This window comes from Mesobacillus sp. (genome assembly GCF_057785455.1).
Genome location: NZ_JBYNSB010000025.1, coordinates 102308 through 128743 on the forward strand (window position 1 = coordinate 102308; position 26436 = coordinate 128743).

Genomic DNA, 26436 nt, shown 5'->3' on the forward strand with positions numbered 1-26436 from the left:
GGCTCGTAAATTCCAAAGTCTTCTTCTTATAGAAGACTTTTTTTTATTGAGTTTACATTAAACAGATGGAGTGAGAAAAATGACAAAGATTGATACAAAGCTTGCACAGCTTGGAAACAGAAGTGAGACGGCTACCGGGGCAGTGAATCCCCCGATTTATCTAACGACCGCATATCGCCATGAAGGAATTGGCCAGTCTAGCGGATATGATTATATCCGGACAGGAAACCCTACTCGTGAAATTCTTGAAAAAGCAATTGCCGATCTTGAAGAAGGAGACCGGGGTTTCGCCTGCAGTTCAGGTATGGCTGCTATCTGGACGATCCTGTCATTGTTCCAGAATGGGGATAAATGGATAGTATCAAAAGATTTATATGGTGGAACATACCGATTGCTCGAGCAGGGCTTTAAAAAATGGGGGCTGAACTGTACATACGCAGATATGGCAAATTTAGAGGAAATTGAATCTTCTATTTCTCCGCGGACGAAGGCATTGTTTGTTGAAACTCCGACAAATCCGCTTATGGAGCAGGCGGACATAGAATCTATCGCAAAGATAGCAAAAGCTAATGGGCTTTTACTCATTGTTGACAATACGTTCTACACTCCCCTTCTGCAAAAACCAATTGCCCTTGGTGCTGATATTGTCATCCATAGCGCCACTAAATATTTGGGAGGCCACAATGATGTCCTTGCCGGGTTGATTGTCGCAAAGGGCAAGGAATTGTGTGATTCCTTGTTCCTCCATCATAATGGCGGCGGTGCTGTTCTCAGCCCATTCGATTCATGGCTCCTGATTCGTGGAATGAAGACATTATCATTAAGGATGGAGCGGCATGAACGTAATGCCAGACAGCTGGTAGAATATTTAAAGGAACATGATGCTGTCAGTGACGTGCTCTATCCTGGCAGAGGCGGAATGATTTCCTTCAGGGTTCAATCCCCTTCAATGGTGAATCCTTTTTTACAAAGCTTGTCGACCATTACATTTGCCGAAAGCCTAGGCGGTGTCGAAAGCTTTATTACATACCCTGCAACTCAGACACATGCAGACATCCCTGCTGAAATCCGTGAAGAAATTGGCGTTTGTGATCGGCTTCTCCGTTTCTCGGTTGGCATTGAAGATGCAGACGATTTGATTGCGGATTTGAACAGCGCTTTTTCAAAAGCTGAACAGGAGGCGAACGCATGAGTCAATCTTACACATTTGAAACAAAGCTATTGCATAACAAGCATAAATTCGACCCTGCTACTGGCGGTGTCAGCGTTCCGATTCAGCATGCCTCTACCTTTCATCAGGCATCAGTCGACAAGTTCGGCAAATATGACTACAGCAGAAGCTTAAACCCTACCCGGGAAGCGCTCGAAGATGTCATCGCCAGCCTTGAAGGAGGTGCAAGAGGTTTTGCTTTTTCCTCCGGTATGGCTGCCATTTCGACCGCCTTTCTCCTTCTTTCTCAGGGCGACCATGTAGTCATAACTGAGGATGTATATGGAGGAACCTATCGAATGGTCACCCAGGTGCTTAACCGCTTCGGTATAGAGCATACCTTTGTGGAGATGACGGATATAACAGCAGTTAAAAATGCCATTAAGCCAAATACAGCTTTATTTTATATAGAAACGCCCTCGAATCCATTGCTGAAGGTTACGGATATTGAGGCCATCTGCAGACTTGCGAAGGATCATGGTGCATATTCGTTTGTCGATAATACTTTCTTGACTCCATTTTTGCAAAGACCGCTTGAATCAGGAGCAGATCTTGTCCTGCATAGTGCAACGAAATTCCTTTCAGGACATAGTGATACAGTTGCCGGACTGGCAGTTGTAAAGGATAAAGAACTGGGTGAACGGCTTTATTCCCTGCAAAATTCCTTTGGAGCCGTACTGGGTGTACAGGATGCCTGGCTTGTCATGCGGGGCATCAAAACCTTGTCAGTCAGGATGAAGCAATCACAGGAAAGTGCATTAAGGGTAGCGGAATACCTGAGAAATGAACCATTAATAAAAAATGTTTACTATCCTGGTCTTCAGGATCATCCACAATATGCTCTGCAGCTTAGGCAGGCAGAAGGACCAGGAGCGGTTCTCTCTTTTGAATTAGAAAACAAACAGATATTAAGCAATTTCATAGAAAATACTAAACTTCCAGTTTTCGCAGTCAGTCTTGGCGCTGTTGAGTCCATCCTATCCTATCCTGCAAAAATGTCACACGCAGCTATGCCACAAGAGGAACGGGAAAAGCGCGGAATAAGCGAGGGCTTGCTGCGCCTATCGGTCGGCCTTGAAAACCCTGATGACCTGATCAGCGACATTAAGCAGGCCTTGGCAGCTGCCACCAGGAAAACTGAAGTAAAGGAGAGTGTAAAATGAATTTTCTCAAACGATTGGAAAATGAGATATTGATAGCTGATGGCGCAATCGGCACTCTTCTCTATTCCTATGGTGCCGGAACTTGCTTTGAAGAACTGAACCTTTCTCATCCTGAAGACATTATCCGCATCCATGAAGCTTATATAGAGGCAGGAGCCGATTTAATCCAGACAAATACATATGCTGGGAACTATATAAAATTGGAACGGTATGGACTTGAGGAGCAAGTCAAGGAAATTAATAGCACAGCGGTCAGGCTTGCACGGCAGGCCGCTGGCAAAAATGCATATGTTCTCGGAACGATTGGCGGAAATCGTGGAATCCGTCCTTCAGCGATTCCACTCGAAGAAATAAAAAGGAGCTTTCGTGAACAGCTATATTGCCTTCTTCTCGAAGGTGTGGACGGAATACTCCTTGAGACGTTTTATGATATGGAAGAAATCGAAACCGTGCTGGCGATTGCCCGGAAAGAAACGGATCTGCCAATCATAGCCCAGGTTTCACTCCAGGAAATTGGCATCATGCAGGATCAGACTCCACTCCAGGTTGTATTTGATAAATTGGAGCAGATCGGCGCTGATATCGTAGGGCTAAACTGCAGGCTTGGGCCTCATCATATGATTGCCAGCCTGGAGCAAGTCAGGATGCCTGAAAAAGCGTATCTGTCTGCCTATCCTAATGCTGGACTGCCCGCATATACAGATGGCAGGTTCCACTATGAAGGAAACCCTGAGTATTTCAGAAAGTCTGCCCACAACTTCCATAGCCAGGGTATCAGGCTGATTGGCGGCTGCTGCGGTACAACACCGGAGCATATACGAGCCTTCGCTCAGGAACTAAAAGGCCTAAAACCTGCGAATGAAAAGAAAGTAACGGCAAAAAAAGCCAGTGTTGAAATACGTCCAACTGAGATTTCAAGGCCTGTCCCTTCCCTGCCTGAGCTTGTAAAGAAACGTCCTTCGGTCATTGTTGAGCTTGACTCTCCGAGGAAGCTGGATACGACCCGATTTTTTGAAGGAGCAAAAGCGTTAAAAGAAGCAGGAATCGATGCCCTGACTCTGGCGGATAATTCTCTGGCTTCACCAAGGATTTCAAATTCTGCAATCGGACATCTGGTGAAAGAAAATATCGGCCTGCGCCCCCTCGTGCACCTAACCTGTCGGGACAGAAATATTATCGGTTTGCAATCTCACTTAATGGGACTGCATACACTCGGATTGCATGATATTCTCGCGATTACTGGTGATCCGGCAAGGGTTGGTGATTTCCCTGGCGCTTCATCGGTATTCGATTTATCATCCTTTGAATTGATTGAGATGATAAAACAATTTAATGAAGGACTCTCTTATTCAGGAAAGGATCTTGGACAAAAAGGAGCTTTTTCTATCGGTGCTGCTTTTAATCCGAATGTTCGGTCTCTTGAAAAGGCAGTATTACGAATGGAGAAAAAAATAAACTGTGGAGCGGATTACTTCATCACCCAGCCGGTTTTTTCCGAAAAATTGCTGATGGAAGTGCATGAAGAAACAAAGCACCTTGATGTCCCTATTTATATTGGACTGATGCCCCTTACAAGCAGCAGAAACGCTGAGTTCTTGCATAACGAAGTCCCTGGCATCAAGATTTCACAGGAAATTCTCGATACGATGGCGAAGTTTAATAATGAGCCACTCCAGTCAAAACGGGAAGGCATCGCTATTACAAAAGGATTGATCGAGGCTGCAGCAGAACTTTTTAATGGCATCTACTTGATCACACCGTTTATGAACTACGAGATGAGCGTTGAATTGGCTCGTTTTGCCAACGAATATAGCAGCCGTCTAATGAGGAGGAAACAAAATGTCAACTACGTTAACTGAACAGATGAAGAAAAAAATCCTGATCATGGATGGCGCGATGGGAACGATGCTGCAGCAGGCTGAACTGACAGCAGAGGACTTCGGTGGTGAGGAATATGAGGGCTGTAATGAAATCCTCAACCTTACTGCTCCTGATGTAATCATGAAAATCCACAAGGCTTATCTTGATGCTGGTGCAGATATAGTGGAGACCAATACCTTTGGAGCAACCCGGCTAGTACTGGATGAATATGGGATAGGTGATAAAGCATATGAAATAAACAAGGCAGCAGCCCTTTTGGCAAGGACAGCTGCAGATGAAGCTTCTTCCCCTTCCCAGCCGCGGTTTGTGGCAGGTTCGATGGGACCAACAACAAAAACCCTAAGCGTCACCGGAGGATCATCGTTTGAAGAAATGTCACATTCATACGAAGAACAGGCTTTAGGACTGATTGATGGCAGCGTGGATCTTCTTCTTTTGGAAACAAGTCAGGATTTGTTAAATGTAAAGGCCGCCTATTCAGGTATCACCAGAGCTTTCAAGCTCCGGGAAAGGAAATTGCCCATCATGATTTCTGCGACGATTGAACCGATGGGAACTACCCTTGCCGGCCAGTCCATTGAAGCTTTTTACATATCTGTACAGCATATGAATCCGATTGCCATTGGCCTGAACTGTGCAACAGGACCAGAATTTATGCAGGAGCATCTGCGCTCCCTTTCTGCCCTGTCTTCTTCAGCAGTCAGCTGCTATCCAAATGCAGGCCTGCCAGATGAGGAAGGAAATTACCATGAGACTCCAGAAACACTAGCAAAAAAACTGGCAGGTTTCGCACGCGAAGGCTGGCTGAACGTCGTAGGCGGATGCTGTGGTACAACTCCTGACCACATTAAATCCATTGCTGAAAAAATGCGGGAGCAAACCCCCCGCAATTCAGCAGTAAATCATAGCCATATGGTTTCTGGCATTGAGCCATTTATTTATGATGATCCTACTTTAAGACCGATCATGGTCGGTGAACGAACGAATGTAATTGGATCAAGGAAATTCAAGCGCCTTATTTCTGAAGGGAAAATTGAAGAAGCAGCTGAAATCGCCAGAGCCCAGGTTAAAAATGGCGCACATGTCATCGATATTTGCCTTGCAGATCCTGATCGGGACGAACTTCAGGATATGGAGGATTTTATCCCGGAAGTCGTCAAAAAGGTTAAAGTGCCTCTCGTGATTGATTCGACTGATGATAATGTCATCGAAAAAGCCCTCACATATTCACAGGGGAAAGCAATCATCAATTCGATCAATCTCGAGGATGGGGAAGAAAGATTTGAATCTGTGGCCCGCCTGATCCATCAATATGGGGCTGCCGTAGTAGTCGGAACCATCGATGAAATAGGAATGGGAGTTACAGCTGAACGAAAGCTTGAAATCGCCCGCCGCTCGTATGAGTTGCTCGTCAACAAATATAAGGTCCAACCAGAAGATATTATCTTTGATCCGCTTGTATTCCCAGTGGGAACCGGGGATGAGCAGTACATCGGATCTGCAAAAGCTACAGTGGATGGCATCAGGCTTATTAAAGAATCCTTCCCTGAATGTCAAACCATTTTGGGGATCAGCAATGTTTCTTTCGGCCTTCCCCCTGTTGGACGGGAAGTTTTGAATTCAGTATTTTTATATCGCTGCACTCAGGCCGGCCTGGATTATGCAATTGTCAATACCGAAAAGCTTGAGCGTTTTGCTTCCATCAGTGTTGATGAAGTAAAAATGGCAGAAGAACTGCTTTTTAATACAACAGACAGAACATTGGCAGAGTTTACGGATTTCTATCGTGATAAAAAGAAGGAAGTAAAAAGTGGCTTGCCTGATATGACTTTGGAAGAAAGGCTGGCTTACTATGTAATAGAAGGAACGAAAGAAGGCCTGCTTCCGGATTTGGAATTGGCTCTCTCCTCCTTCCCTGCCCCGCTGGATATCATCAACGGGCCGCTCATGGATGGCATGAAGGAAGTCGGCAGGCTTTTCAATGACAACCAATTGATTGTTGCCGAGGTATTGCAAAGTGCGGAAGTTATGAAGGCAGCTGTCTCCTATTTGGAACCGCATATGGAAAAATCTGATTCAGCTTCCACAAAAGGAAAAGTCCTGCTTGCAACTGTCAAGGGTGATGTCCATGATATCGGCAAAAACCTGGTTGATATCATCCTAAGCAACAATGGATATAATGTCATCGATCTGGGCATCAAAGTGGCTCCGACAGCCTTGGTTGAAGCGATAAAAAAAGAGAAACCGGATATCGTCGGCCTTTCGGGTCTTCTCGTAAAATCAGCACAGCAAATGGTGCTGACTGCACATGACATGAAACAGGCAGGCATCAATGTACCTATTTTAGTCGGAGGCGCTGCACTTTCCAGAAAGTTCACTGATACAAAAATAGCCAGGGAATATGATGGCCTTGTGCTTTACGCCAAGGATGCAATGAATGGACTGTCTCTTGCCAATCAGCTGCGTGAACCTGATGGATATGAGAAATTTGTGGAGGAACAGAAACAAAAACAAGAGGCTGCCCTAAATAAGCCAGTCTTCGTTCGTGAGAAAAGCTCGGCAACAGCTGTTTTAGACCGGCCCAAAACGATTTCGAAAGCTCCGGTTTATGTTCCAAGTGATACTAAGCGACATTTGTTAAAATCTTACTCTATAGCGCATATCGAGCCTTATATAAATCAGCAAATGCTGTTGGGGCATCATCTTGGCCTTAAAGGCAAGGTGGAACTGCTGCTTCGTGAAAAGGATGAAAAAGCAGTAAAGCTGCATGATGTAGTCCAATCACTTTTAGCGGAAGCAAAGGATAATAATTGGATTAATCCTGCTGCTGTCTATCAGTTTTTCCCTGCCCAATCGGATGGAAACAGGCTGCTTATTTACAACAATGAGGAAAGCCGCGAAATAATCGAAACCTTCGACTTCCCTCGCCAGGAGGTTTCACCTGGATTATGCCTTGCAGACTTTGCCAGACCTGTAAGTGACTCTGAGGTTGATTATATTGGCATGTTTGCTGTAACTGCGGGAGCGGGGATCCGCCAGGCTGCTGAACTGCTGAAAAATCAGGGCCGTTTCCTCGAAAACCATGCCCTCCAGGCACTTGCACTAGAAACTGCGGAAGGCTTTGCAGAATTGATCCACCGTCAGATGCGCGATGTATGGGGTTTCCCCGACACACCTGAAATGACGATGAAGGATCGTTTTGCGGCAAAATATCAGGGCCAGCGTTTCTCATTTGGCTATCCAGCGTGTCCTGACTTAGAAGACCAGCGTAAGCTGTTCAAACTTCTTAAGCCAGAGGAAATTGGGATTAATCTTACAGAAGGCTGCATGATGGAGCCTGAAGCATCTGTTACAGCCATCGTATTTTCACACCCTGAGGCCAGGTATTTTAATGTTTTGAAGAGTGATTGAGTAAATGAGTAGGAACTTTCTGATACTCTAGCTCCTTAAGCAGTTAATACTCTGCCCTTATAAAAAGAAACAGCCAGGAGGCACTTCCCTTGGCTGTTTTTTTGCGTCTGTCTTTGGTGTTTAAGAATCAATCTTATGCCAATAAGCAGCCCAGGAAATATGAACAAGGATAAAATGGGCCAAATTGGCAAATACTAATGTTACTGGAAGAAACAAGGAGGTATTTGCTTGGAATATTATAATGATATGGAGTTTGAAATCAGGCATGGTTTTGCTCCTAATATGAATAATTCCGATCGCTTGAAGGTGCTGGAGGTACATGAGAACAGCGTTGTGATCAAGATGAATAATGCGGTCCACAGAGGTGTTTTTCCAAAGGATAACTTACATTATTGGATAAAACGCGGTTTGCTTGTAGATGTAAAAGAAAAAAAGCGGACATCATAAATCCCTTGCCAAACAGGCAAGGGATTTATGATTATTGGTTATTTATTTTTAGCATCCTTTTCACGGCTTGAAACTCCGGATACAGCTTGTAGGTTTCCTTAAATGCAGCTTCTTTCTCCATTGCTTCTTTTCTAATTTTCCATATACTTTCTAAAACCAGTGGATTCATTTCCATATTGATCGCCTCCCTTATTCATACTTTAAGAATAAAGGAAATCTTGAATGGCAACATTCTACGCTGGATTGATTCTGTCTACATCGTTCGGCTGATTTTTTTTTCAGCCTTTAACCCACATTAGAATTTCTTCTTTAACAAAGGCTCATACTGTTTGGCAGTCCTGATTTCTACTGTCAGGGAACCGTTATTTAAAACTGTTTTCAATAATAATGGAACTCCTGTTGTGTTTTGAAAACGAAAGTCCTTGCCGCCATAAGATACAGTTGCATCTCTCCCCTTTGGCACATAGCCAACTTCTAGTGAATGGTGATGTTTTTCTACATAGCCTACACCGACCATATCGACAGCATTGTATAGAGTCGAGGATGTCTGGCATATCCCTCCACCAATGCCCATCACCAGCTTTTTATTGACGATTTCCTCTGCTGGCTGATATCCATGAGCAGCGTCACTTGGGCCAACAGTTGTGTTGAACGAAAAAACATCCCCGCTTCCAACAATGATATTATTGATGGCTTCCGCTGATAATTCGATATTTTTTGTCCGTCCAGCAACGCCTGAATTGAAGTATGTTGTATACTTACCGACTACAACTTCTCCCAGATTGGTAACATCCTCTATCTTATAGCCACTCGCGGTTACATAGAGCGGGAGTTCAACATCCCCTCCTGCATCGGAGGCCTCAAAGATTTTTTCGACTAATTCCGCCTCTTCAAGGATACGTTGCGGCTGACCTTTTATCACCTGGCCATCAGGCCCAATTTTATCAAGTGTCATTCGCTGGTCAAATCCTGGCTTCGTCCCATCTCCCCTTGCCAGTTCCCTTGCCCATTTCTCCAATTCTGCTTTGTATTTTTCATTATCCACGCCGTACCCTAATTCTTCTGGAGTAAGTGATCTCAATAAAGTTTGCGTTGTTGGGTCAATAATATTAACCACAACCGGTACAGCTTCTTCCTCCTGCTCAATCTGTTCTTCTTGCTGTTCTTCTTCATGTTTTGTTTCTTGTTCAATTTTTTTCTCCAGCTCAGCGACCTTCTTTTCCAGCTCTTCTTCCTTTGCAGTCTGTCCCGAGCACCCAGCTATCACTAAAAACACACCGATCAATAAACATAAAACCAACCTATTCTTTTTTTCCATATTTCCCCCATCGTTCTCTCTATATTTGTACCGAAATAAACTCCGGCCATTCATTTTCTATTTTATTCAGGGAGACTTTTCCATATCTCAGCAAAACGGTTATTTTTAAGAAATATGGTTCTTTTTCTTCACTTATATTTCAAAATGATATAAAATAACTATTATCCAATAAAACATATAAGAAAGGTTGGAATTAAAATGACTGAAGCTCCTCGTTCAATACCCCAGCCTCTTGTTCGTACAAATCAATGGTTTATCGTATTAAGTGTAATTGCTTCCTGGCTGACAGGTGTTGAATGGATATTGTCTATACCTCTTGCCGCTGGTTTATCTGGTTTGCTATTCGGCTTAAATCCAATAATGAGAATCGCAAAATCCTTTTTGAAGAAACCAATGAAAGAATATATTCCGGAAGATTGGGAGCAGCAGCAATTCAATCAGCTGATCTCCGTTATTTGTCTGGGTGGCGGTCTGGCATCCTATTTATTTGGAATACCATTGCTTGGGCATATCTTCACTATCATGGTTGCACTTGCAGCCTTTATTGCAATCCTTGGATTTTGTATAGGCTGTTTTATTCGATTCCAATGGAAAAAGTACCTGGCGAGGAAGACAGCAGTAAATTAATATTGAAAGACCGTGATACGAGTATTACCTCTTATCACGGTCTTTTTTTGAACCGATTATATTACACAATTTTAATTGATTATGGATGTTCATCCGTGGGAGAAGCAAAGGAGGAGGAGTGTCCTTAATAACGACTCTTATGGACATTGGCTGCCCAAATGTGTGGGTGAATGTCTTTTACAACTTTCCTATAAGACATTCGTTTCCGGGATGCAGTAGTGAGTGTCTTTTACAGCCATCACAACAGAACCAAGTTATGAAATTACTAATTGGTATTCATTACAAAAATCATTTTCTACTTAAACTGTCTCTTCATTTTTTCATTGAACTGGGATGATTGTCCTCGCGGTATGCTTAGGGTTTTCCAGCCATTGTCTTTGATCATTTTAGCGATATACACAATTTGACCAGAATGGGACGATTGATGGACGACCTGCCGCTGAATAGCTTCCATGGCGGTGTGAGGCTCGTTTCTAATGAATACGGTTTTGTTTAAGTCTTCTTCGCTTAATGACTCAAGCGTATTGAACAGAACATCCCAACCTGAATTCCAGCTCTCCATCATTTCCTCTCCGGATTGGAAGCTTCCTTCAAATTCTCCATCCCTGTTTCTGTCCGGCTTTTCTCCATCAGCGGTTAGAAAGTCACTAAAACGCGACCTTAGATTCCCTGACATATGCTTAACCAGTATTTCAATACTATTAGACTCGTCGTTTGGGCTGGACTGTATTTGTTCAAAGGTCAATTGTTCCATTGCCCGCTCTGCCTGCCTTCTGATGCTAGTAAAGTTTTCGACTACAAGATCTAAATAGGATTTACCCTGCATATTCTGCACCTCCATGTAACGTATATTCGCTTTTGGGCTAGTGCATACCTGCTTTTTGACACTACGGTTATTTGAAAAAAACGCATAAAAAGTGAGGTTCCAATATAACGGAACCCCACTTCCCCTTTACACAGCGTCTGCCAGAGAGACAGCAAATCGCCTTTTTTGAATATATACAAGCCTCATTGAGAGAAAAACCCCTGCAGCGAGAAGTCCAGCTGTCAGACCGATCCAATAGCCTCTTGCTCCCAGGGCTGTATAATGTGCCAGGGCATATCCTACTGGCAAACAGATGAGCCAATAGGCGATCAGTGTAATGACAAATGAAAAGTTGACATCCTTATATCCTCTCAGGGCTGCAAGTGCGGTGGCCTGGATTGCGTCGGAGATCATAAAGAATAGTGCATAAATGAGAAACTGCCCTGTCAGCGCAATAACTTCTGGTTCATTGGAATAAAAGCCTGCGACATTATAACGGAAAATGACGACAAGCACTCCCGCCACCACAGCTATGATGATGGATAAATAGATTCCCATCCAGCTGTATGCCTTAGCGTCTTTATAACGTCCAGCCCCTACTTCAAATCCGACCAAAACAGTCTGGGCCATTGAAATGCTCATCGGGATCATATACAGGAATGCTACAATATTCAGGGCCGATTGGTAAGCTGCGATCGTAGTGATGTTAAATTTGCTGATCAAGATAGTGACGACTGCAAACATGCTGGTCTCAAAGAAAATCGATAACCCCATCGGAACTCCGATTTTTAGAATCTCTTTTATTTTTTCACCAGAAAACGTCCTGAAATATTGCATCCCCACAAATTCAGAGAATGGCCGCTGCGTGATAATCAATAATGCTGTCATGCCTGCAATAATGAAATAGGTTATCGATGTTGCATACCCGGCACCAGCACCGCCAAGTTCAGGAAAGCCCCACCTGCCGAAAATTAGTACATAATTCAAAAAGAGATTGACTGGTAACGCCAATAGCAGGATATACATGACGACCTGGGTTTTGCCCAGGGCATAAATAAAGGAACGAAGCACGTTGAAAATGAACAGCGGCATGATTCCAAAGCTTAATCCTGCCAAATAGTCATGAGCTGTTTTTTGGACGCTGTCCGGCAGATTCATTAATGACAGAATAGGATCCAGCAGGAAGATTCCTGCAACTATGACAAATGAAGCGATCATCAATGCGAGATAAATGCCATGTGTGAGAATGGAAGCTACTTCATTGCCCTTCTTCTCACCAAATCGCTGAGCGGCAATTGGAGAAACGGCCAGCAGGATTCCGCTTAGACCTGTGAAGATCGGATTCCAAATGGAGGAGCCGATCGCAACACCAGCTAGGTCGGAAGAATTGTATTTCCCTGACATGATCGTATTGAAAAAGACCATTGAAAACATGCCAAGCTGAGTAATCAAAATAGGTATCAACATGACAAAAATTTGTTTTATTTTTTCCTTTGTCGAATATGTTTGGTACATCGTTGTACTCCTTGAATATAATAATTATATAATTATAGCAAATTTCAGCCGTGAGATAACCCATAATTTTCGACTTAAATGAACAAAATCCGCAAATTGGAAATACCCCCCTAATTATTTCCACACCAATCCTTGATAAAATAGAAATATATCGAGGAGTGAACATCATGAAAATCATAAAATATCTTCTGCTCATATCCCTGCTCGCCATCATCTCAGTATCAGCCTGGATCTATTATCCTCAATACCAGCTTAACAAGATGAAGGAAGAAAGTGTCGCAAAGAGTACGAATACCAATAAACTTACCTATATAGATTTTTATCGCACCTCCTCAGAGCAATCGATCACTCATCTGGCTCTTGGGGATTCCATTATCCGCGGTTACCGGGTTGCTGAAGAAGAAAACCTGGTCACGCAATTTTCAACAGGCCTTCAGGCAAAGACCGGGAAGCAGGTAGTATCAAATAATCAAGGAATCATTGGAATTACCAGTGGGAAGCTAAGCCAATTAATCCAGGAAGGCCATTTTGACGCAGAGATTAAAGAAGCAAATATTATTACTGTTAACGTTGGGGGCAATGATGTACTCAAAGCTGTCAAGAAAGCAGATATATATAGTGCTTTAACATCTTTTGAAACTCTGCAAACGGATTTCAGCAAAAATCTTACTGCCATTGCAGCCAGGATAAATGAACTGAATCCTAATGCGACGATCGTATTCCTGGAATTATATAATCCTATGCCTGCAGACCATCAATTTTACACTCTGGCAGACAAGCTGCTGCCAAAATGGAATCTCAAAATATATGAAGTTGCTAAAACAACACCTGATTCTGTTGTCGTTCAGACAACTAAGATTATAAATAGCGATAACCTGCAGCATCTCTACAGTGACGGAGTCCATCCAAGCATTTCTGGTTACAGCGCCATTTCTGTGCAAATGCTGGATCAGTTCGCAAATCAATATAAACAGGAAGCTGTTTTGGCCAAACATGAAAAGTAAAGCCGGGCATTGCCCGGCTTTTATGCTTTTATTTATAGCGGTGCTTGTGGATTTTCTTCATTAAATCGTTCATTCAGCAATGTATTCTCCGTAGTTGCGAAGTTTACTGATTGAAGACTTACTTCTTCATCTAACCCAAATAAAGATGCTTCAGATTCAATCGCTGTCTTCTCCTTTTTCAAGTTAGTTCTTCCCTTCTTTCGTTGCTCATGATTTATATTCAGCTTGATAAGAATTTTGTCCCGAATGGACAGATAAAAGAGTATCAGCATATCCGACCAGGGCATTGATTATTTCATCAGCTAGGGCGTATACAAATACATGCTCAGCTGCTTTGTGAAGTTCAGGATCATCAAAAATGATGGTAGTGTTTATGAAAATTTCTTTATTCCCCAGCAAGTCATAGTGAATGATTACCTTCCCTGCTGCACCGCCTGTTATTGGGTCGGTATAGCTTGGGAGAAAGACATACCATTCTTCTGCAGTAGCTGACCTGAAATTTTTGGTGAATTTCATCCTGTCTAATTCGTCATGGAGTCTTTCCTTTATTTGCGGATCAATCGCCTCGTAAAGATTGTCTTTCACTGGTATAAAAATTACCTCACCTTCAGGAATATCTAAAGGATTTTATTTCATTATTAATTTTTAACAGCGATTTTATGCAAGGTCCTATGATGGAAAAAATCCCTTACCTCTTAATATTTTACATGAACCAGACCTTGCTGATTTTTTCTCCCTCAATTTCATATATGGCTACAGCATATTTATCAATACCATTGGCTCTCCCGGTGACGAATTCATGGTCAATGACTTTGTTTTCAAATAGAATTCTTGATACAAGTTCTGCCTTGTTATTTGGATTTTCTTTGAAAAGTTTTCCGTAACGCAGCCTCATTTCCTCTTTGCCCCGGGAAGTGACATTATTTGAAGGGAATTCAATAATGATTACCTCATTGCTATAGACTGATAAGAACTGTTCCAGATCCTGTTTGTTATATGCATCCAGTTGTTTTTGGGCAAGCAATTCACCAATATGTTTCACTTTAACCATCCTTTTTACTGTTTGTTTTATGTTAAGTCTAAATGAGCGTAAGACTCACTTTTATTGAAAGGCTCTATTCTAATACTTTGTTGCTATTCCATATGCTTTTGAAATCTCCTTCTAAATGGTCTTTTAAAGAAGGCTTTGAAATAAAAGGCTGTTGATTTCCGTTCCAGGCGCTTCGCTTTCCTCTGAAAAATTATGAAAAAGCCCAATTGCCGGCTTTTTCAAGGGCAAATTTTTCTTGGGTCGTGCGGTGAGCCTCCTCGTCGCTGCGCTCCTGCGGGGTAAAATGGCCCTTCTTCTCAGGCCATTTCTACCTAGGTCTCACCTGTCCCGCTTCATCCCGAAGGAGTCTGCGCGCCTTTCACTACAATCAACAGGATCCTTAATTCAACATTGGTGAAAGCAGCAAACTTTGTGAAAACACCCTACTAAAAAATAGCACCGCAAATTCAATTATAACAAAGCATAAATTTTCATAAAAAAAGGCCTCCTGATCACCAGGAGACCTTGCAGGCTTAATTCCTGCCTAACTCTTCATTTAATTTCTTTCCCGCCTGCTCACGTCCAATAGTATCTTCTGCCTGTGTTGCGCGTTTAATGAAGAACGCGAGGATTAAGGCTACTGCTGCAATGAAAACAGTAACAAAGAAAGCATCATTTATTCCTTCAAGCATCGCTTTCATGGCAATTTGTTCTTTCATTTGTGCAATTGCTGCAGGCGTAACCGCATTTCCTGCCCCTGCAGCTTGTTTCATCGCTTCTTCGGCCAATTCTGCACCGTGGGTCTCCGCACGAGTTGACATGACGGTTACCAATAAGGCAGTACCAATCGCACCTGATACCTGAGTCATTGTGTTGTTCATAGCAGTACCATGTGGATAATAGCGTGCTGGAAGCTGGTTAAGGCCATTCGTTGAAACCGGCATGTTTACCATTGACATACCAAGCATTCTTATTGTGTACAGGATGATAAGCTGTGTGTATGTTGTTTCCAGTGATAATTTGCTGAAATAATAACTGGTTACAACAGTAATAGATAAACCAATGATGGCCAAAACGCGTCCGCCAAATTTATCAAATAATCTTCCAGTGATTGGTGACATGACCGCCATAACAATCGCTCCAGGAAGCAGCAGCAAGCCAGCATCCAGAGGAGAAATGCCTCTTATGGTCTGTACATAAATTGGCAGCAGGATCATACCTGAAAACATTGCCATCGTTACTACCATGGAAATTGCAGATGATAAAGCAAACATTGGATACTTATAAATCCTGAAGTTAAGCATTGGATTATCTTGATTTAGCTGACGCAGGATGAACCAGATTAATGCAGCTACACCTACAGTAAGCGTGACATATACATGCGGGCTATCCCAGCCCTTTGAACCGGCCGAACTGAAACCATATAATAGTCCCCCGAAACCAATGCTTGAAAGCGTAAGTGACAATAAATCCAATTTAAGATATACTTTATCCTTTTTGTCTTTAAGCATGAAAAAGCCTAATAGCAAAACAACTACGGCAATCGGTGTAATGAAATGGAATAGCATCCGCCAATCATAATGCTCGATTAGCCAGCCAGAGAGAGTTGGACCAATAGCAGGTGCGAACATTAGTACAAGTCCGAAAACCCCCATCGCAGTTCCCCTTTTTTCTATTGGAAAGCTTACTAGCATGACATTCATAAGCAAGGGCATCATAATTGCAGTACCAGAAGCCTGAATCATCCTTCCGGCTAAAAGGACCGGGAAGATATGAGCGACGCCTCCAAGGATTGTACCAGCAGTAAAAAGACCCATAGCAGTTAAAAACAGTACTCGGACTGAATACTTTTGAATCAAATAAGCACTAAGCGGAATCATTACCCCACTGACAAGCATAAACCCGGTAGTCAGCCATTGAACGGTAGATGCGCCTATCTCCAGTTCTTTCATGATCGATGGCAGAGCTATATTGAGCAATGTATTATTTAAAAACGCAATAAAAGCGCCGACAATCAATACAGCAAGTATTCCATAAGGTGGCTTTACAGAAGCTGTTTGTGTATCAGACATAAAATTTCCCCCTATTTAGTTTTAATTTTTATCATTACCATCCCATACGCATAGACAATAGCATATACCATCGGTCTAATTTTTGCAACCCTTAAAAACCCTTTTATAATAAGGTTTGTGTAATCTGAAAATTTCATGTAGTATATTTTTTATACAGTCGGTACAAAAAGCAGGTGATAGGTTTGAATGATCGAAAAAAACACGTAATTGAAATGGCTCATCGGTTATTTATTGAAAAGGGATTTACTGCTACATCCATTCAGGACATATTGGATTACAGCGGAATTTCAAAAGGTACCTTTTATAATTACTTTTCCTCAAAAAATGAATTAATCATGGCTATTTTCAGAACGACATACCGAAAGATGGAAAAAGAACGGAATGGCTTGATAGCAGGAAAAGACACTAAAGATCGGGAATTGTTCATCAAGCAGATTGAGCTGCAGATGAAATTGAACAGGGAGAATAATATCATCCCACTTTTTGAGGAAGTACTATTTTCCAATGACAATGAGCTGAAGAAATTCCTTGAATTAGGGCAGCTTAAAAATTTGCGCTGGACTTACGAACGCCTGACAGAATTAGTAGAAGAGGAAAAGCATCCTTTCTTACTTGATGCAGCCATCATGCTCAAAGGCGTCTTACAGCAAAACATCCGTTATTATTTCCATGCTTATGGCAGGAATGAAAATCCTCTGCCTGCAATTCGATTCAGTGTACAGCTCATTTTAAAAATGGTTGATGAGGCAGCTAAAACCGGTGAACGTTTGATGCCTCCTGAAAAATTGGATGAATGGCTTCCAGCTTCAGCCGACAAAGAGCTTGAACTAAGGAATAAGCTTAAATCAATCATCTATCGCCTCAAGAAAATAAATAATCGGCAGCATGATTATTGTGAAAAGCTTAACTTTATCCAGGACGAGCTGCTGCATGCAAAGGCTCCGAGGAAGTTCCTGATAGACAGTGTCTTGCTTTCCCTTTCAGAAGCTAATGCAAACGAATTTAAAGAATTAACAGAGCTTGTCGAAGCAATGTTCTCTGAGAAATAGAAAGTCAAGATCCCTCCTTTTAGGCGGGATTTTTTATATCCACTTTTAATACCATTCCCTTTTTAAATTGAAACATAATCCACTACTTTTGCCTCACTTGAATAGGATAAAAGATTCAAAATTCTGTAAATTCTAATATATCATTTGCTTTAATATCCTTTTATTCCCTACCATAAGGGTGAATTCATTAAATGAGGAGGGAAAAAATGAAGAAACTTTTGAAGTCTGGGCTTTTCTCCCTGATTGCCTTGCTGCTTGTTGTTGGCACACTTCCACTCGCTGGACAGGCAAAGAAGCCGAAGTTTGACTACAATCAGTACAGCCAGGTAGATCTCGGCAAGGATGGCATGGTGGCGACTGCTCACCCGTTAGCATCTGAAATTGGTGCTGACGTACTTAGAAAAGGCGGAAATGCAATTGATGCATCGATAGCCATCCAATTCGCATTGAATGTTGTTGAGCCGATGATGTCAGGAATTGGCGGCGGCGGATTCATGATGGTCTACGATGGAAAAACGAAAAAGACAACCATTGTGAACAGCCGCGAGCGAGCTCCTCAAGGAGCGGCCCCTGATATGTTCCTTGATGAAAATGGGAAACCAATACCTTTTGCAACACGCTCAACAGGCGGAACTGCTGTGGGTGTTCCGGGTACTTTGAAGGGGTTGGAAACTGCACATGAAATGTGGGGAACCAAGCCATTTGAACAGTTGATCGGTCCAGCAGTGAAATTTGCAGATAAAGGGTTTCCGATTGATTCTGTTCTCGCAAAGGCAATCGAGGACAATAAAGACATGCTATCTCGGACTGCTGCCAAAGATGTATTCTTACCAAATGGAAAACCGCTGAAAGAAGGCGATATCCTTAAACAGGAGGACCTTGCAAAAACATTTAAACTTATCCGTGCAAAAGGATCAGATGCTTTTTATAATGGTGAAATTGGAAAAGCTCTTGCGAACGTGGTGCAGGACTTTGGCGGTTCCATGACGGCATCTGACCTAAAAAAATACGATGTAACGGTAGATGAACCAGTTTGGGGAGAATATCAGGGCTACAAAATTGCCAGTATGCCCCCACCCAGCTCCGGTGGAATTTTCTTATTGCAAATGCTGAAAATTCTTGATGATTTCGACCTGTCTCAATACGATGTAGGATCGAAGGAAAAATACCATTTGCTCGCTGAAGCAATGCATCTGGCCTATGCTGACCGCGCGGCTTACGCCGGGGACCCAGAGTTTGTAAAAGTCCCTGCAACGGGCTTGCTGCATCCTGAATATATAAAGGAACGCCAAAAGCTAATCAGCTTGGATGCCGTCAATAAGAATGTGACCGCAGGCGATCCTTGGAAATTCGAAACACAAGCCGCTGATTATACCCCGACTGCGCAGCCAAACGATCGAAAATATGGAGAAACGACTCATTTCAGCGTAACCGACCGCTGGGGCAATGTTGTATCGTATACGACAACCATTGAACAGCTATTCGGTACTGGAATCATGGTACCTGGTTATGGCATCATGCTGAATAATGAGCTGACAGACTTTGATGCTGTACCAGGAGGTGCCAATGAAGTCCAGCCAAATAAACGTCCTTTAAGCAGCATGACACCTACGATCGTTTATGAAAATGACAGGCCGGTACTGACTGTCGGCTCACCAGGTGGTCCAACCATCATTACTTCTGTTCTGCAAACAATCCTGCATGCGATCGAGTATGATATGGAGTTAAAGGCAGCTGTTGAAGAGCCGCGTATTTATACTAATAACCTGGACTCCTACCGATTTGAGGATGGAATTGGAAAGGAAATCATTGCCGAATTGAATGCAATGGGGCATAATTTCGGTACTGAATCAACCACTATCGGAAATGTCCAAAGCATTCAGATCGACCATGAAAATGGCATTTTTAAGGGAGTTGCGGACTCAAGCCGCAACGGTGCTGCTATTGGAGTGGATTTGAAAGGAAAGCGGAAATAATGAGGACAGGCGCATGAATGAGTTCATGCGCCTGTTTTATGTTCATAAGGAGCTTAAAACTAATTAGGCATTGCAACCTCTTCAGTGCTTATTACCTCATCAATTTTCCAATCTCCCTCTTCTTTTACAAGCTTATATTTCGTTTTGGTTGTTTTTTCAGGGCTAAGGAGAGTAGATGGATGACGGACTGTTGCTGATATGATCGTTTCGTTTTCGGTTCCCGATCTTTCCTCTTCAAGCTTTATGACTACAGCGGGTACCCAGCTTTTTTTCCATTCATGAATGAAATCTTCCCTGCTCATTTTCGTATGCTTAATGGTTTCTTCCATAAGCTTAGTGCTCTGCATCTCATAATAAGCCTTAAAGTTCTTATTATTGTAGTACTCAAAATTCTGTTCCATCGCTTCTTTTGCAGAAAAGCTGTCTGAGCAGCCAGAAAGCAGAGCGAATAGTAAGATAATACTCATCAAGATTTTCTTCAATCGACCGTCCCCTTTCTCCACTATTTAACTATACGTTTCAAAAACTCAAAAGTTTCAAGAAGTGGGAGATATTATCCAGTTTTTACTTTTCCAGTTTTTCATCTATCCTGCTTAAGTGATAGTCTAATAGTTCCTGATACTCGCCGATTTCCCGCCTGCCAAATTCATTGAGCGTATAGACTCCTCTTTCCACCCTATCAAACCACTTATAATAGTTTTTATTTAAAATGGACTGAGTTTTCTCTCCTGTACCAAGTGCGGTTAAGGCTTTAGGGGACATCGGCCCTAACTTATCCAGGCAGCAGGCGATCTGGATACAATTTTCCTTATAAGCTGTCATGATTTTGCTTTTATTAGTGCCTCCAACATTATAGTCAGCACTTCTTCCTTCGATTTCCGCTAAAAGTGCTGCCTTCTTCCGACTATTTTTTGCCGGCCCACTTACATAGGGTTCAGGATGGACAATAAAATTCACTATTCGGCGGTTCCCCGAAAAGGAAACAGTAATCAATCCCAGCTCAAGCCTCTTCATTAACCTGATAATATCATTCCAGCGTCTCCTCGATATCCGTTTTGGCTTTGGGATCGCGACATACACAAGATCTGTCATTCGCTGTCTCCGAGTCCCCTGAAGGAGCAAATCGATATTGAGATTTAGTTTTAATTCGACAATGACCAGTTCTGTCTCTTTTACTGCGGTAAGGTCACAATCATGAACTTCGCCATTAACACGATACCCTTGCTTGATAAAATGCTTGCGGATCGGTTCATACAAATCCTTTTCGTACAATTTCTTTTTATCTGTCATATCATTTAAACCTTTCCTGAATGCTCTTCCTAACATTATATCAAATCTGCCTGAAGTCGATTTATATAAAACTATTGTCATTGCATTGTATCCACTGCATATAATGTTTCTTGTATTTAGCAATGGAGGTTTTTTTGTTGAGGGTCCTTATCTTAATCTTGCTGACTGCGCTTTTAGGTCTGCTGATTTTCTTAAAACTGGAGTTTAACGAGGCCGCAAAAACTGCAAATGATGTGAAACCGGAATATTTCACCCAGGAATATACCATTACCGACATTGACGAAAGTGGTTATTATGGAAAAGATATTGACGGTAAAAGTATTTTCTTCAAAAAGGAACTCATTTCTGAAAATCAGAAACTTAATCTGGATGACTTAGTCATTGTCTATTTTGAAAAGAATCAGCGTCGCGATGGTATTATTAGGGTTGAAAAAAAGTAGGGAGCATGCACTTTTCGCATGCTCCCTTCCCTCATCTTAAAGCCTTTTTTTCCTCGATTTTTTCTGCGATCGCTTTAGTCAGCTCTTCTCCGCTCTTTGGCAATGATGTTTTCATCACTGCGTTCATGACTGGTGCAAGAGGTCCTTCTGCCGTCATTTCCAGGTAGCCTGTCATCCTAGTCGTATTTGGGTCTATCATTTCGGCTTTGAAGTATCCGTTACCAGACAAATTTTCGTTAATTCCTTTCAAATCAAACGTCACTCTTACAGGCTCCACCCATTCTATAATTGTAACCTGTAAATTTATTTTCTTTTTGAGGATTCCCACATTTTCTTTGAAGGTCCAATTCGATTGTTGATCGCTTACTTTTTCATGGTTTATGTAGCCTGGCAGCAAAGGTGCCCAATTATCCATATCACTCACGAATGTCCATACCTCATCAATAGAAGTATCCATTGTAATTACATGCTTTCCAACCGGCATCATAGATCTCTCCCTTTTTCATCATCTTTTAGAGATATATGTAACGAGAGACAAATTATACTATGTCCTTTATAGGTTGTTACATTAGATAAGATTTCATGTTCCCTTTACTGCCAAAGGGCAAACAAAACTGCCACTATTCCCCTTGATTGTTAAGTTCGTACCCATTTACAAAATATTCAAGTGTTTTCAATTCATCTTCATTTAATTCCCGGTTAACACTAAACTCATACGCATCTAACATTGCCCGATAATCACCTTTACATTGATCACATAAATAAGACATTGTTCTGCGCATCCTGGCCTCAACTTGGAATTCTTCCTTTGATATAGGCTTCCAGTGCGATAATATATAAACTTCAGCATCAAAGGACTCTAAAGCATTCAAAAGTGCCAGTATAGCAGATGGAGTATAATTGTCTTTCTTCGAAAAAATATCCGGGTAAATGCTATCTCCAAGAAAAAGAATCTTTTCTTCTTTTATATAAACAATGACGGAATCCTGCGCATGGTCGCCGCCTACGTGCTTAAGGATGCAATGTACTCCCCCTAGATCGACTTCCAATGTTTCTGCAAAAGTCATTTCAGGCAAAACGATTTTGATATCCCTATGGTCCGTGTATTCCTTTTTGATTGCATTCGAGCAAAATTCAATTTCAGTCCCTTCCCGAACCCTTTGATCAAGTGCTTCATCAGACCAGGCTAGACTCTGCAGCTTTTCCATTTCTGACTTTGTCATAGACGAGGAAATGGACAAAACATTGTTTAATCCTGATAACCCAAAAATATGATCCCAATGCCAATGTGTTAGGACAACAAAATCCGGCTGGCTCACATTTTTATCTCCTAGCATTTCAAGGAAAAGCTTTGCATGAGCTTCGGAATTACCGGCATCAATCATTAAATTCTTATTTTCACCAATAACCATACCTAATATAGGCCGGTCAGTTTCCGAAACAGGAGTCATATACCAAAATCGCTGTCCAACTTTCTTAATTTCCTGCATGTATTAATCCTCCTAATTCTGCAGAGCATCTTCAAGGAATTTTTTAAGCCTTTTCTGGTACTCTGCTTCGGCAATTGTGTATGCCTCTGTATGGCCTGCATTTGGTACAATCCACAATTCCTTATCACTCTTTGCTCTTTCAAATATTCGTTTGCCCATTTCAGTTGGCACCAATGCATCTCGATCTCCATGAATTATGAACAAAGGCAGCTTATTTTTTGCGACACTATCCAGGGCAGAAGCTTCATCAAAGGTGTAACCAGCTCTAAAGTTCGTTATGGCGCTTGTCACCTGCATTACAGGGAATCCAGGGAGATGATACAAATATTTTAATTGATGCGTCAGCTCCTCAAGGACAGTAGTATACCCACTATCGGCAATAATCCCTTTTACCTGCTCAGGCAGATTTTCTCCACTTGTCATCAGCACGGTAGCCGCGCCCATTGAAAAACCATGCAGGAAAATGTAATCCTCACCTTTTTCATCAATTAAGAATTGGACCCATTGAACATAATCCTTCCGGTCGTGCCAGCCATAACCGATGTAATCACCCTCACTTAATCCGTGTCCTCTGGCATCCGGTTTTAAAATGTCATAACCAAGGTCGTAGTAATATTTTGTTATTCCAGGCATTTGCTCACTGCTGCCTTTGTATCCATGGGCCAAAATGACAGCTTTGCCATTGGAGTTCTTGTTTTTAAGAAATCGTGCCTTTAGTTTAAGTTGGTCGGTTGTTGTAATCTCAACAATCTCGAAACTTTGTTTTTCAGTCCAGTCCATTATTTCTGCAAGTTTAGCCTGGTACTCTTCTTCACCAACCAGACCGGCAGCTGTAACACTTTCTCCACCGCCATGAAGATCAACTGCATCATGGCTGCGATTAATTGCCACACTGTAAAAATAATTCCCAGCAGCAAACAGGCTTATGGCCACAAACAAAACAACTCCGCCGGCAATCAATAATATTCGCTTCTTCATTCCTGATTCCCCTTCATTCCTCTATTTAACTAGGTATTCTAAGATATTTTACCAGATTGGTTCATAAAAAAGACCGAAATGGATTGGAAATTGATTGGTGTTACCAAAAAACTTTTTGTGGGTATATAGTATAAAAAGGATAGGAGGCTGATAGAAATGGAGATTGAGAAAAAGCACATCCTCAAATCTTACAGGAATGAACAGGAAGCCATTGAAGCAGTCGAAAAAATAAAAGCAGAAAAAGAAAATCCGATAAATAGCTCAATTTCAGGATATAATTTCGAAAGGCCTAAGGAAGAAAAATACCCGACTAATCCATTCCAGCCAGGTAAAATAGACCTTGAATTACGTGAAGAGAATCATGTAAGCGATATGAATCCAGAAGCAGATGAAAATCCCGATATACTCTCAAATGAAATTGATGAATTAGAACGCCCATTACCTGAGAGGGCTTTGCATAACCGGATTCGCTAAAAAAATTAGTGCACGGTCCTGAACACCGTGCACTATTTCTATTTAGGAAGAATCCATTTGGATTAAAGTCCTGCCAATTGACTCTTGAATAACATAACTATCAATAGCAAAATCATATGGTGTGTCACCTTTATTTACAATGATCATAGGCACATCTGGGCTTTTATACTGAGGAAACAAAGAAAATGGTGTTACCTTCAAACTTGTGCCAAGCACCAGTAAACAATCTGCATTCTCAATAGTAGTTAGTATGGATTCAAAGCCTTCTTCTGTAAACCACTCACCGGTATCCCCAAATAGCACCACATCTGGTTTTATATAGCGAGCTGCCTCTTTAAGGCTGTCACAACGATCGCAAATATAGTATGTATTCGTTTGTCCCATTCTCGTGATCATGGCTTCTGTTGTATATTGGTAACCACAATTCAAACATGAAGCAGTTTTCATCGTGCCATGGAATTCAATAACCTGGCGGGACCCGGCTTTTTGGTGGAGACCGTCAATATTTTGAGTAATTATCTGTTTAACCCGCCCTTCATTTTCCCATTTGGCCAGGATTTCATGACCTTTGTTAGGTTTTGCGTCGGGATGATAAAGATGTTCCAATGCAAATTTATAGAATTCATCAGGATTTTCATAAAAATAATCAAGTGAAAGAATATGTTCTGGAGCCAATTTATAAAGGCCGGTACGCGAACGAAAATCCCTGATACCTGATTCAGTACTTATGCCCGCACCAGTTAAGACAACAATGTTTTTTGCGTTTTTAATTATATTGGCACATGTTTGCACTGTAGTATTCAAAAGAAATTTCACTCCTGCATTTTACTATAATTATTTATATATTCTATCAAAGTTTTAATATGAAATGTATTTGCAGGATCAGATTAACACTCAATATTCGTATCTCAAATGAAAAGGTAACTTTATGCATAAAGTTATAAATCGGATTTACGTTTGATGATTGTTCATTGGTTGCGCGTTTAATGTATACATTGTTATATCATTTCAAGAGCTTAGAGCTGTTGAACTTAGATAGGCGCTAACCAAGGCAAAAAAAAACCTAAATCAGAGGTACAAGCAGCAATGTATATCGTACTCTTATTAGTAAACTATGGTCCAGGTTGAACAATATTGTAAAAAACCCAATAATATTATGCCTCCATGGAAATAATTCTTGATTCTATAAAGGCGGGATAAAAATGGATCAGTTATAATTAATTCTTAGATTAGCCATTGGATATATTGTATTATTATCGATGGCCATATGGTCAGGCAGAAAAGAAATCAGTCAAATGACATTTTTCAATCTAGTTTCTGCCATAGCTTTCGGTTCGATAGCTGCGGCTCTCGTTGTCAATCAAAGTGTGAGCATTATAAAGGGCGTGATCGCATTAGTAGGCTGGGCAGCGTTCACCGTTTTAACAGACCAACTTCATTTAAAATCAAAAAAGCCAGAAAACTGCTTATCGGAGAACCCGTCACAGTAATTAAATAAGGCAAAATTATGGAGAATGTATTAAAACCCACAAGGCTGGATACGGATTCCCTCCAAACAATGCTGCGTCAAAAAAACTTTTTTCCATAAGCGACGTAGATTATGCTTTTTTTGAGACAGATAGCACTCTCTGTGTTGAAAAAACAAACTAAACAATATGTAACAAAAAGCGACCTGAAAATTGCCAGTAATCAAGAAAATAGGGTACCGCTTTCAACAGAGCTGGTCGCAGATAAGGAAAAGTAAATCTAAACAACCTGGTAAAAATGAATAAGAATCAGATATGGCTTGATCAGCAGCTAAAACAAGCTGGTATCCAGTCTATCGATGAAGTGTTTTACGCGGAATTACAGCAGGATGGGACACTTTATGTAGATTAAGAGATGAATTTTAGCATTAAAAAAGAACAGCAATCAGCTGTTCTTTTTTAATGCCCGGCGGCGTCCTACTCTCACAGGGGGAAACCCCCAACTACCATCGGCGCTGAGAAGCTTAACTTCCGTGTTCGGTATGGGAACGGGTGTGACCTTCTCGCCATCGCCACCAGACTATTTGTTTGAGGTTTTGTACCCTCAAAACTAGATAATTGTGTAAGAAGAAATTACAGAAGAACGAATGATCATTGTCCAGTTTCGGCTCCTAGCCTCTCGAGATTGCTTCGGTCCATCCGCTGAAGTCAAAGAACGACTTCAACTGCTGGCCCTCCAGCACTTGTCGAGGCTGAACAGTCGCCTACACTTTTCGTATTTGGTTAAGTC

General features: G+C 41.7%; 27 protein-coding genes and 1 rRNA gene. 13 read left to right on the forward strand and 15 right to left on the reverse strand.

What is annotated here, in order from left to right; all coding sequences use genetic code 11:
- The first annotated feature begins 79 nt into the window (after positions 1 to 79).
- From AC3EBE_RS10035 to AC3EBE_RS10055, 5 genes are all read left to right on the forward strand, one after another.
- On the forward strand, positions 80 to 1192 hold the full coding sequence (locus AC3EBE_RS10035) for a methionine biosynthesis PLP-dependent protein (RefSeq protein ID WP_488594888.1): 1113 nt from the start codon (positions 80 to 82) through the stop codon (positions 1190 to 1192).
- Complete coding sequence (gene metC, locus AC3EBE_RS10040) at positions 1189 to 2373, forward strand: cystathionine beta-lyase (RefSeq protein WP_488594889.1); 1185 nt, start codon at positions 1189 to 1191, stop codon at positions 2371 to 2373. The genes AC3EBE_RS10035 and metC overlap by 4 nt, the downstream gene beginning before the upstream one ends.
- Positions 2370 to 4232: a bifunctional homocysteine S-methyltransferase/methylenetetrahydrofolate reductase gene (locus tag AC3EBE_RS10045; protein ID WP_488594890.1), complete on the forward strand. Its 1863-nt coding sequence runs from the start codon at positions 2370 to 2372 to the stop codon at positions 4230 to 4232. Before metC ends, AC3EBE_RS10045 begins: the two co-directional genes overlap by 4 nt.
- Positions 4213 to 7665, forward strand: coding sequence for a methionine synthase (metH, locus tag AC3EBE_RS10050; protein WP_488594891.1), 3453 nt, complete (start codon positions 4213 to 4215; stop codon positions 7663 to 7665). The genes AC3EBE_RS10045 and metH overlap by 20 nt, the downstream gene beginning before the upstream one ends.
- 228 nt (positions 7666 to 7893) lie before the next feature.
- Positions 7894 to 8112: a hypothetical protein gene (locus AC3EBE_RS10055; RefSeq protein ID WP_488594892.1), complete on the forward strand. Its 219-nt coding sequence runs from the start codon at positions 7894 to 7896 to the stop codon at positions 8110 to 8112.
- Between the two features lie 31 nt (positions 8113 to 8143).
- On the opposite strand, the gene AC3EBE_RS10060 is transcribed toward AC3EBE_RS10055, so the two are convergent.
- Positions 8144 to 8287, reverse strand: coding sequence for a hypothetical protein (locus tag AC3EBE_RS10060; protein ID WP_488594893.1), 144 nt, complete (start codon positions 8285 to 8287; stop codon positions 8144 to 8146).
- 120 nt (positions 8288 to 8407) lie between these two features.
- Complete coding sequence (locus tag AC3EBE_RS10065) at positions 8408 to 9430, reverse strand: VanW family protein (protein WP_488594894.1); 1023 nt, start codon at positions 9428 to 9430, stop codon at positions 8408 to 8410.
- A 198-nt stretch (positions 9431 to 9628) separates the two neighbouring features.
- Between AC3EBE_RS10065 and AC3EBE_RS10070 the strand changes: the two genes are divergently transcribed.
- Positions 9629 to 10057 (forward strand): DUF4395 domain-containing protein, encoded by a 429-nt coding sequence (locus AC3EBE_RS10070; RefSeq protein WP_488594895.1) that lies wholly within the window; start codon positions 9629 to 9631, stop codon positions 10055 to 10057.
- A 295-nt stretch (positions 10058 to 10352) separates the two neighbouring features.
- On the opposite strand, the gene AC3EBE_RS10075 is transcribed toward AC3EBE_RS10070, so the two are convergent.
- Together AC3EBE_RS10075 and AC3EBE_RS10080 are read right to left on the reverse strand one after the other, a co-directional pair.
- Positions 10353 to 10883: a DUF1572 family protein gene (locus tag AC3EBE_RS10075; protein ID WP_488594896.1), complete on the reverse strand. Its 531-nt coding sequence runs from the start codon at positions 10881 to 10883 to the stop codon at positions 10353 to 10355.
- Positions 10884 to 11009: 126 nt separating this feature from the next.
- Positions 11010 to 12377 (reverse strand): MATE family efflux transporter, encoded by a 1368-nt coding sequence (locus AC3EBE_RS10080; protein ID WP_488594897.1) that lies wholly within the window; start codon positions 12375 to 12377, stop codon positions 11010 to 11012.
- Between the two features lie 167 nt (positions 12378 to 12544).
- Here AC3EBE_RS10080 and AC3EBE_RS10085 point away from each other — a divergent pair, with 167 nt between their 5' ends.
- On the forward strand, positions 12545 to 13381 hold the full coding sequence (locus AC3EBE_RS10085; protein WP_488594898.1) for a GDSL-type esterase/lipase family protein: 837 nt from the start codon (positions 12545 to 12547) through the stop codon (positions 13379 to 13381).
- 32 nt (positions 13382 to 13413) lie between these two features.
- On the opposite strand, the gene AC3EBE_RS10090 is transcribed toward AC3EBE_RS10085, so the two are convergent.
- The 4 genes from AC3EBE_RS10090 to AC3EBE_RS10105 form a co-directional block, all read right to left on the reverse strand.
- Positions 13414 to 13563 (reverse strand): hypothetical protein, encoded by a 150-nt coding sequence (locus AC3EBE_RS10090; RefSeq protein ID WP_488594899.1) that lies wholly within the window; start codon positions 13561 to 13563, stop codon positions 13414 to 13416.
- 25 nt (positions 13564 to 13588) lie between these two features.
- The gene (locus tag AC3EBE_RS10095; RefSeq protein ID WP_488594917.1) at positions 13589 to 13897 is read right to left on the reverse strand and encodes a hypothetical protein; all 309 of its coding nucleotides are present in this window, start codon (positions 13895 to 13897) and stop codon (positions 13589 to 13591) included.
- A 187-nt stretch (positions 13898 to 14084) separates the two neighbouring features.
- Entirely contained in the window at positions 14085 to 14432 is a 348-nt protein-coding gene (locus AC3EBE_RS10100; protein ID WP_488594900.1) for a nuclear transport factor 2 family protein, read from the reverse strand.
- A gap of 512 nt (positions 14433 to 14944) precedes the next feature.
- Positions 14945 to 16483: a DHA2 family efflux MFS transporter permease subunit gene (locus AC3EBE_RS10105; RefSeq protein WP_488594901.1), complete on the reverse strand. Its 1539-nt coding sequence runs from the start codon at positions 16481 to 16483 to the stop codon at positions 14945 to 14947.
- 173 nt (positions 16484 to 16656) lie between these two features.
- On the opposite strand from AC3EBE_RS10105, the gene AC3EBE_RS10110 reads away from it, so the two are divergent.
- A complete protein-coding gene (locus AC3EBE_RS10110) occupies positions 16657 to 17532 on the forward strand; it encodes a TetR/AcrR family transcriptional regulator (protein ID WP_488594902.1) in 876 nt (291 codons plus the stop codon).
- Positions 17533 to 17738: 206 nt separating this feature from the next.
- Positions 17739 to 19508, forward strand: a complete 1770-nt coding sequence (gene ggt, locus AC3EBE_RS10115) for a gamma-glutamyltransferase (protein ID WP_488594903.1) — start codon at positions 17739 to 17741, stop codon at positions 19506 to 19508.
- A 59-nt stretch (positions 19509 to 19567) separates the two neighbouring features.
- Here ggt and AC3EBE_RS10120 read toward each other — a convergent pair whose 3' ends face one another.
- Together AC3EBE_RS10120 and AC3EBE_RS10125 are read right to left on the reverse strand one after the other, a co-directional pair.
- The gene (locus AC3EBE_RS10120) at positions 19568 to 19990 is read right to left on the reverse strand and encodes a hypothetical protein (protein WP_488594904.1); all 423 of its coding nucleotides are present in this window, start codon (positions 19988 to 19990) and stop codon (positions 19568 to 19570) included.
- Positions 19991 to 20072: 82 nt separating this feature from the next.
- The gene (locus tag AC3EBE_RS10125; RefSeq protein ID WP_488594905.1) at positions 20073 to 20879 is read right to left on the reverse strand and encodes a DUF2161 domain-containing phosphodiesterase; all 807 of its coding nucleotides are present in this window, start codon (positions 20877 to 20879) and stop codon (positions 20073 to 20075) included.
- Positions 20880 to 20935: 56 nt separating this feature from the next.
- On the opposite strand from AC3EBE_RS10125, the gene AC3EBE_RS10130 reads away from it, so the two are divergent.
- Positions 20936 to 21238, forward strand: coding sequence for a hypothetical protein (locus tag AC3EBE_RS10130; RefSeq protein WP_488594906.1), 303 nt, complete (start codon positions 20936 to 20938; stop codon positions 21236 to 21238).
- Positions 21239 to 21269: 31 nt separating this feature from the next.
- Here AC3EBE_RS10130 and AC3EBE_RS10135 read toward each other — a convergent pair whose 3' ends face one another.
- The 3 genes from AC3EBE_RS10135 to AC3EBE_RS10145 all read right to left on the reverse strand — a co-directional run bounded on the left by AC3EBE_RS10135 (position 21270) and on the right by AC3EBE_RS10145 (position 23706).
- A complete protein-coding gene (locus AC3EBE_RS10135; RefSeq protein WP_488594907.1) occupies positions 21270 to 21725 on the reverse strand; it encodes an SRPBCC family protein in 456 nt (151 codons plus the stop codon).
- A gap of 133 nt (positions 21726 to 21858) precedes the next feature.
- Positions 21859 to 22728, reverse strand: coding sequence for an MBL fold metallo-hydrolase (locus tag AC3EBE_RS10140; protein WP_488594908.1), 870 nt, complete (start codon positions 22726 to 22728; stop codon positions 21859 to 21861).
- 12 nt (positions 22729 to 22740) lie between these two features.
- Complete coding sequence (locus AC3EBE_RS10145) at positions 22741 to 23706, reverse strand: alpha/beta hydrolase (protein ID WP_488594909.1); 966 nt, start codon at positions 23704 to 23706, stop codon at positions 22741 to 22743.
- Between the two features lie 156 nt (positions 23707 to 23862).
- Between AC3EBE_RS10145 and AC3EBE_RS10150 the strand changes: the two genes are divergently transcribed.
- Positions 23863 to 24180, forward strand: a complete 318-nt coding sequence (locus AC3EBE_RS10150; protein WP_488594910.1) for a hypothetical protein — start codon at positions 23863 to 23865, stop codon at positions 24178 to 24180.
- A gap of 42 nt (positions 24181 to 24222) precedes the next feature.
- Here the strand turns inward: AC3EBE_RS10150 and AC3EBE_RS10155 are convergent, their stop codons facing one another.
- Positions 24223 to 24984 (reverse strand): NAD-dependent protein deacylase, encoded by a 762-nt coding sequence (locus tag AC3EBE_RS10155; protein ID WP_488594911.1) that lies wholly within the window; start codon positions 24982 to 24984, stop codon positions 24223 to 24225.
- Between the two features lie 455 nt (positions 24985 to 25439).
- On the opposite strand from AC3EBE_RS10155, the gene AC3EBE_RS10160 reads away from it, so the two are divergent.
- Entirely contained in the window at positions 25440 to 25670 is a 231-nt protein-coding gene (locus AC3EBE_RS10160; RefSeq protein WP_488594912.1) for a DUF421 domain-containing protein, read from the forward strand.
- Between the two features lie 274 nt (positions 25671 to 25944).
- The gene (locus AC3EBE_RS10165) at positions 25945 to 26058 is read left to right on the forward strand and encodes a YetF domain-containing protein (RefSeq protein WP_488594913.1); all 114 of its coding nucleotides are present in this window, start codon (positions 25945 to 25947) and stop codon (positions 26056 to 26058) included.
- A 52-nt stretch (positions 26059 to 26110) separates the two neighbouring features.
- Here AC3EBE_RS10165 and rrf read toward each other — a convergent pair.
- Positions 26111 to 26226 (reverse strand): 5S ribosomal RNA (gene rrf, locus AC3EBE_RS10170).
- Between the last annotated feature and the right edge of the window lie 210 nt (positions 26227 to 26436).

Coding starts and splice junctions, on each gene's coding strand:
- AC3EBE_RS10035 (WP_488594888.1), top strand. CDS start 80: ATGACAAAGATTGATACAAAGCTTGCACAGCTTGGAAACAGAAGTGAG.
- metC (WP_488594889.1), top strand. CDS start 1,189: ATGAGTCAATCTTACACATTTGAAACAAAGCTATTGCATAACAAGCAT.
- AC3EBE_RS10045 (WP_488594890.1), top strand. CDS start 2,370: ATGAATTTTCTCAAACGATTGGAAAATGAGATATTGATAGCTGATGGC.
- metH (WP_488594891.1), top strand. CDS start 4,213: ATGTCAACTACGTTAACTGAACAGATGAAGAAAAAAATCCTGATCATG.
- AC3EBE_RS10060 (WP_488594893.1), bottom strand. CDS start 8,287: ATGGAAATGAATCCACTGGTTTTAGAAAGTATATGGAAAATTAGAAAA.
- AC3EBE_RS10065 (WP_488594894.1), bottom strand. CDS start 9,430: ATGGAAAAAAAGAATAGGTTGGTTTTATGTTTATTGATCGGTGTGTTT.
- AC3EBE_RS10070 (WP_488594895.1), top strand. CDS start 9,629: ATGACTGAAGCTCCTCGTTCAATACCCCAGCCTCTTGTTCGTACAAAT.
- AC3EBE_RS10075 (WP_488594896.1), bottom strand. CDS start 10,883: ATGCAGGGTAAATCCTATTTAGATCTTGTAGTCGAAAACTTTACTAGC.
- AC3EBE_RS10080 (WP_488594897.1), bottom strand. CDS start 12,377: ATGTACCAAACATATTCGACAAAGGAAAAAATAAAACAAATTTTTGTC.
- AC3EBE_RS10085 (WP_488594898.1), top strand. CDS start 12,545: ATGAAAATCATAAAATATCTTCTGCTCATATCCCTGCTCGCCATCATC.
- AC3EBE_RS10095 (WP_488594917.1), bottom strand. CDS start 13,897: ATGAAATTCACCAAAAATTTCAGGTCAGCTACTGCAGAAGAATGGTAT.
- AC3EBE_RS10100 (WP_488594900.1), bottom strand. CDS start 14,432: ATGGTTAAAGTGAAACATATTGGTGAATTGCTTGCCCAAAAACAACTG.
- AC3EBE_RS10105 (WP_488594901.1), bottom strand. CDS start 16,483: ATGTCTGATACACAAACAGCTTCTGTAAAGCCACCTTATGGAATACTT.
- ggt (WP_488594903.1), top strand. CDS start 17,739: ATGAAGAAACTTTTGAAGTCTGGGCTTTTCTCCCTGATTGCCTTGCTG.
- AC3EBE_RS10125 (WP_488594905.1), bottom strand. CDS start 20,879: ATGACAATAGTTTTATATAAATCGACTTCAGGCAGATTTGATATAATG.
- AC3EBE_RS10135 (WP_488594907.1), bottom strand. CDS start 21,725: ATGATGCCGGTTGGAAAGCATGTAATTACAATGGATACTTCTATTGAT.
- AC3EBE_RS10140 (WP_488594908.1), bottom strand. CDS start 22,728: ATGCAGGAAATTAAGAAAGTTGGACAGCGATTTTGGTATATGACTCCT.
- AC3EBE_RS10145 (WP_488594909.1), bottom strand. CDS start 23,706: ATGAAGAAGCGAATATTATTGATTGCCGGCGGAGTTGTTTTGTTTGTG.
- AC3EBE_RS10150 (WP_488594910.1), top strand. CDS start 23,863: ATGGAGATTGAGAAAAAGCACATCCTCAAATCTTACAGGAATGAACAG.
- AC3EBE_RS10160 (WP_488594912.1), top strand. CDS start 25,440: ATGGCCATATGGTCAGGCAGAAAAGAAATCAGTCAAATGACATTTTTC.
- AC3EBE_RS10165 (WP_488594913.1), top strand. CDS start 25,945: ATGAATAAGAATCAGATATGGCTTGATCAGCAGCTAAAACAAGCTGGT.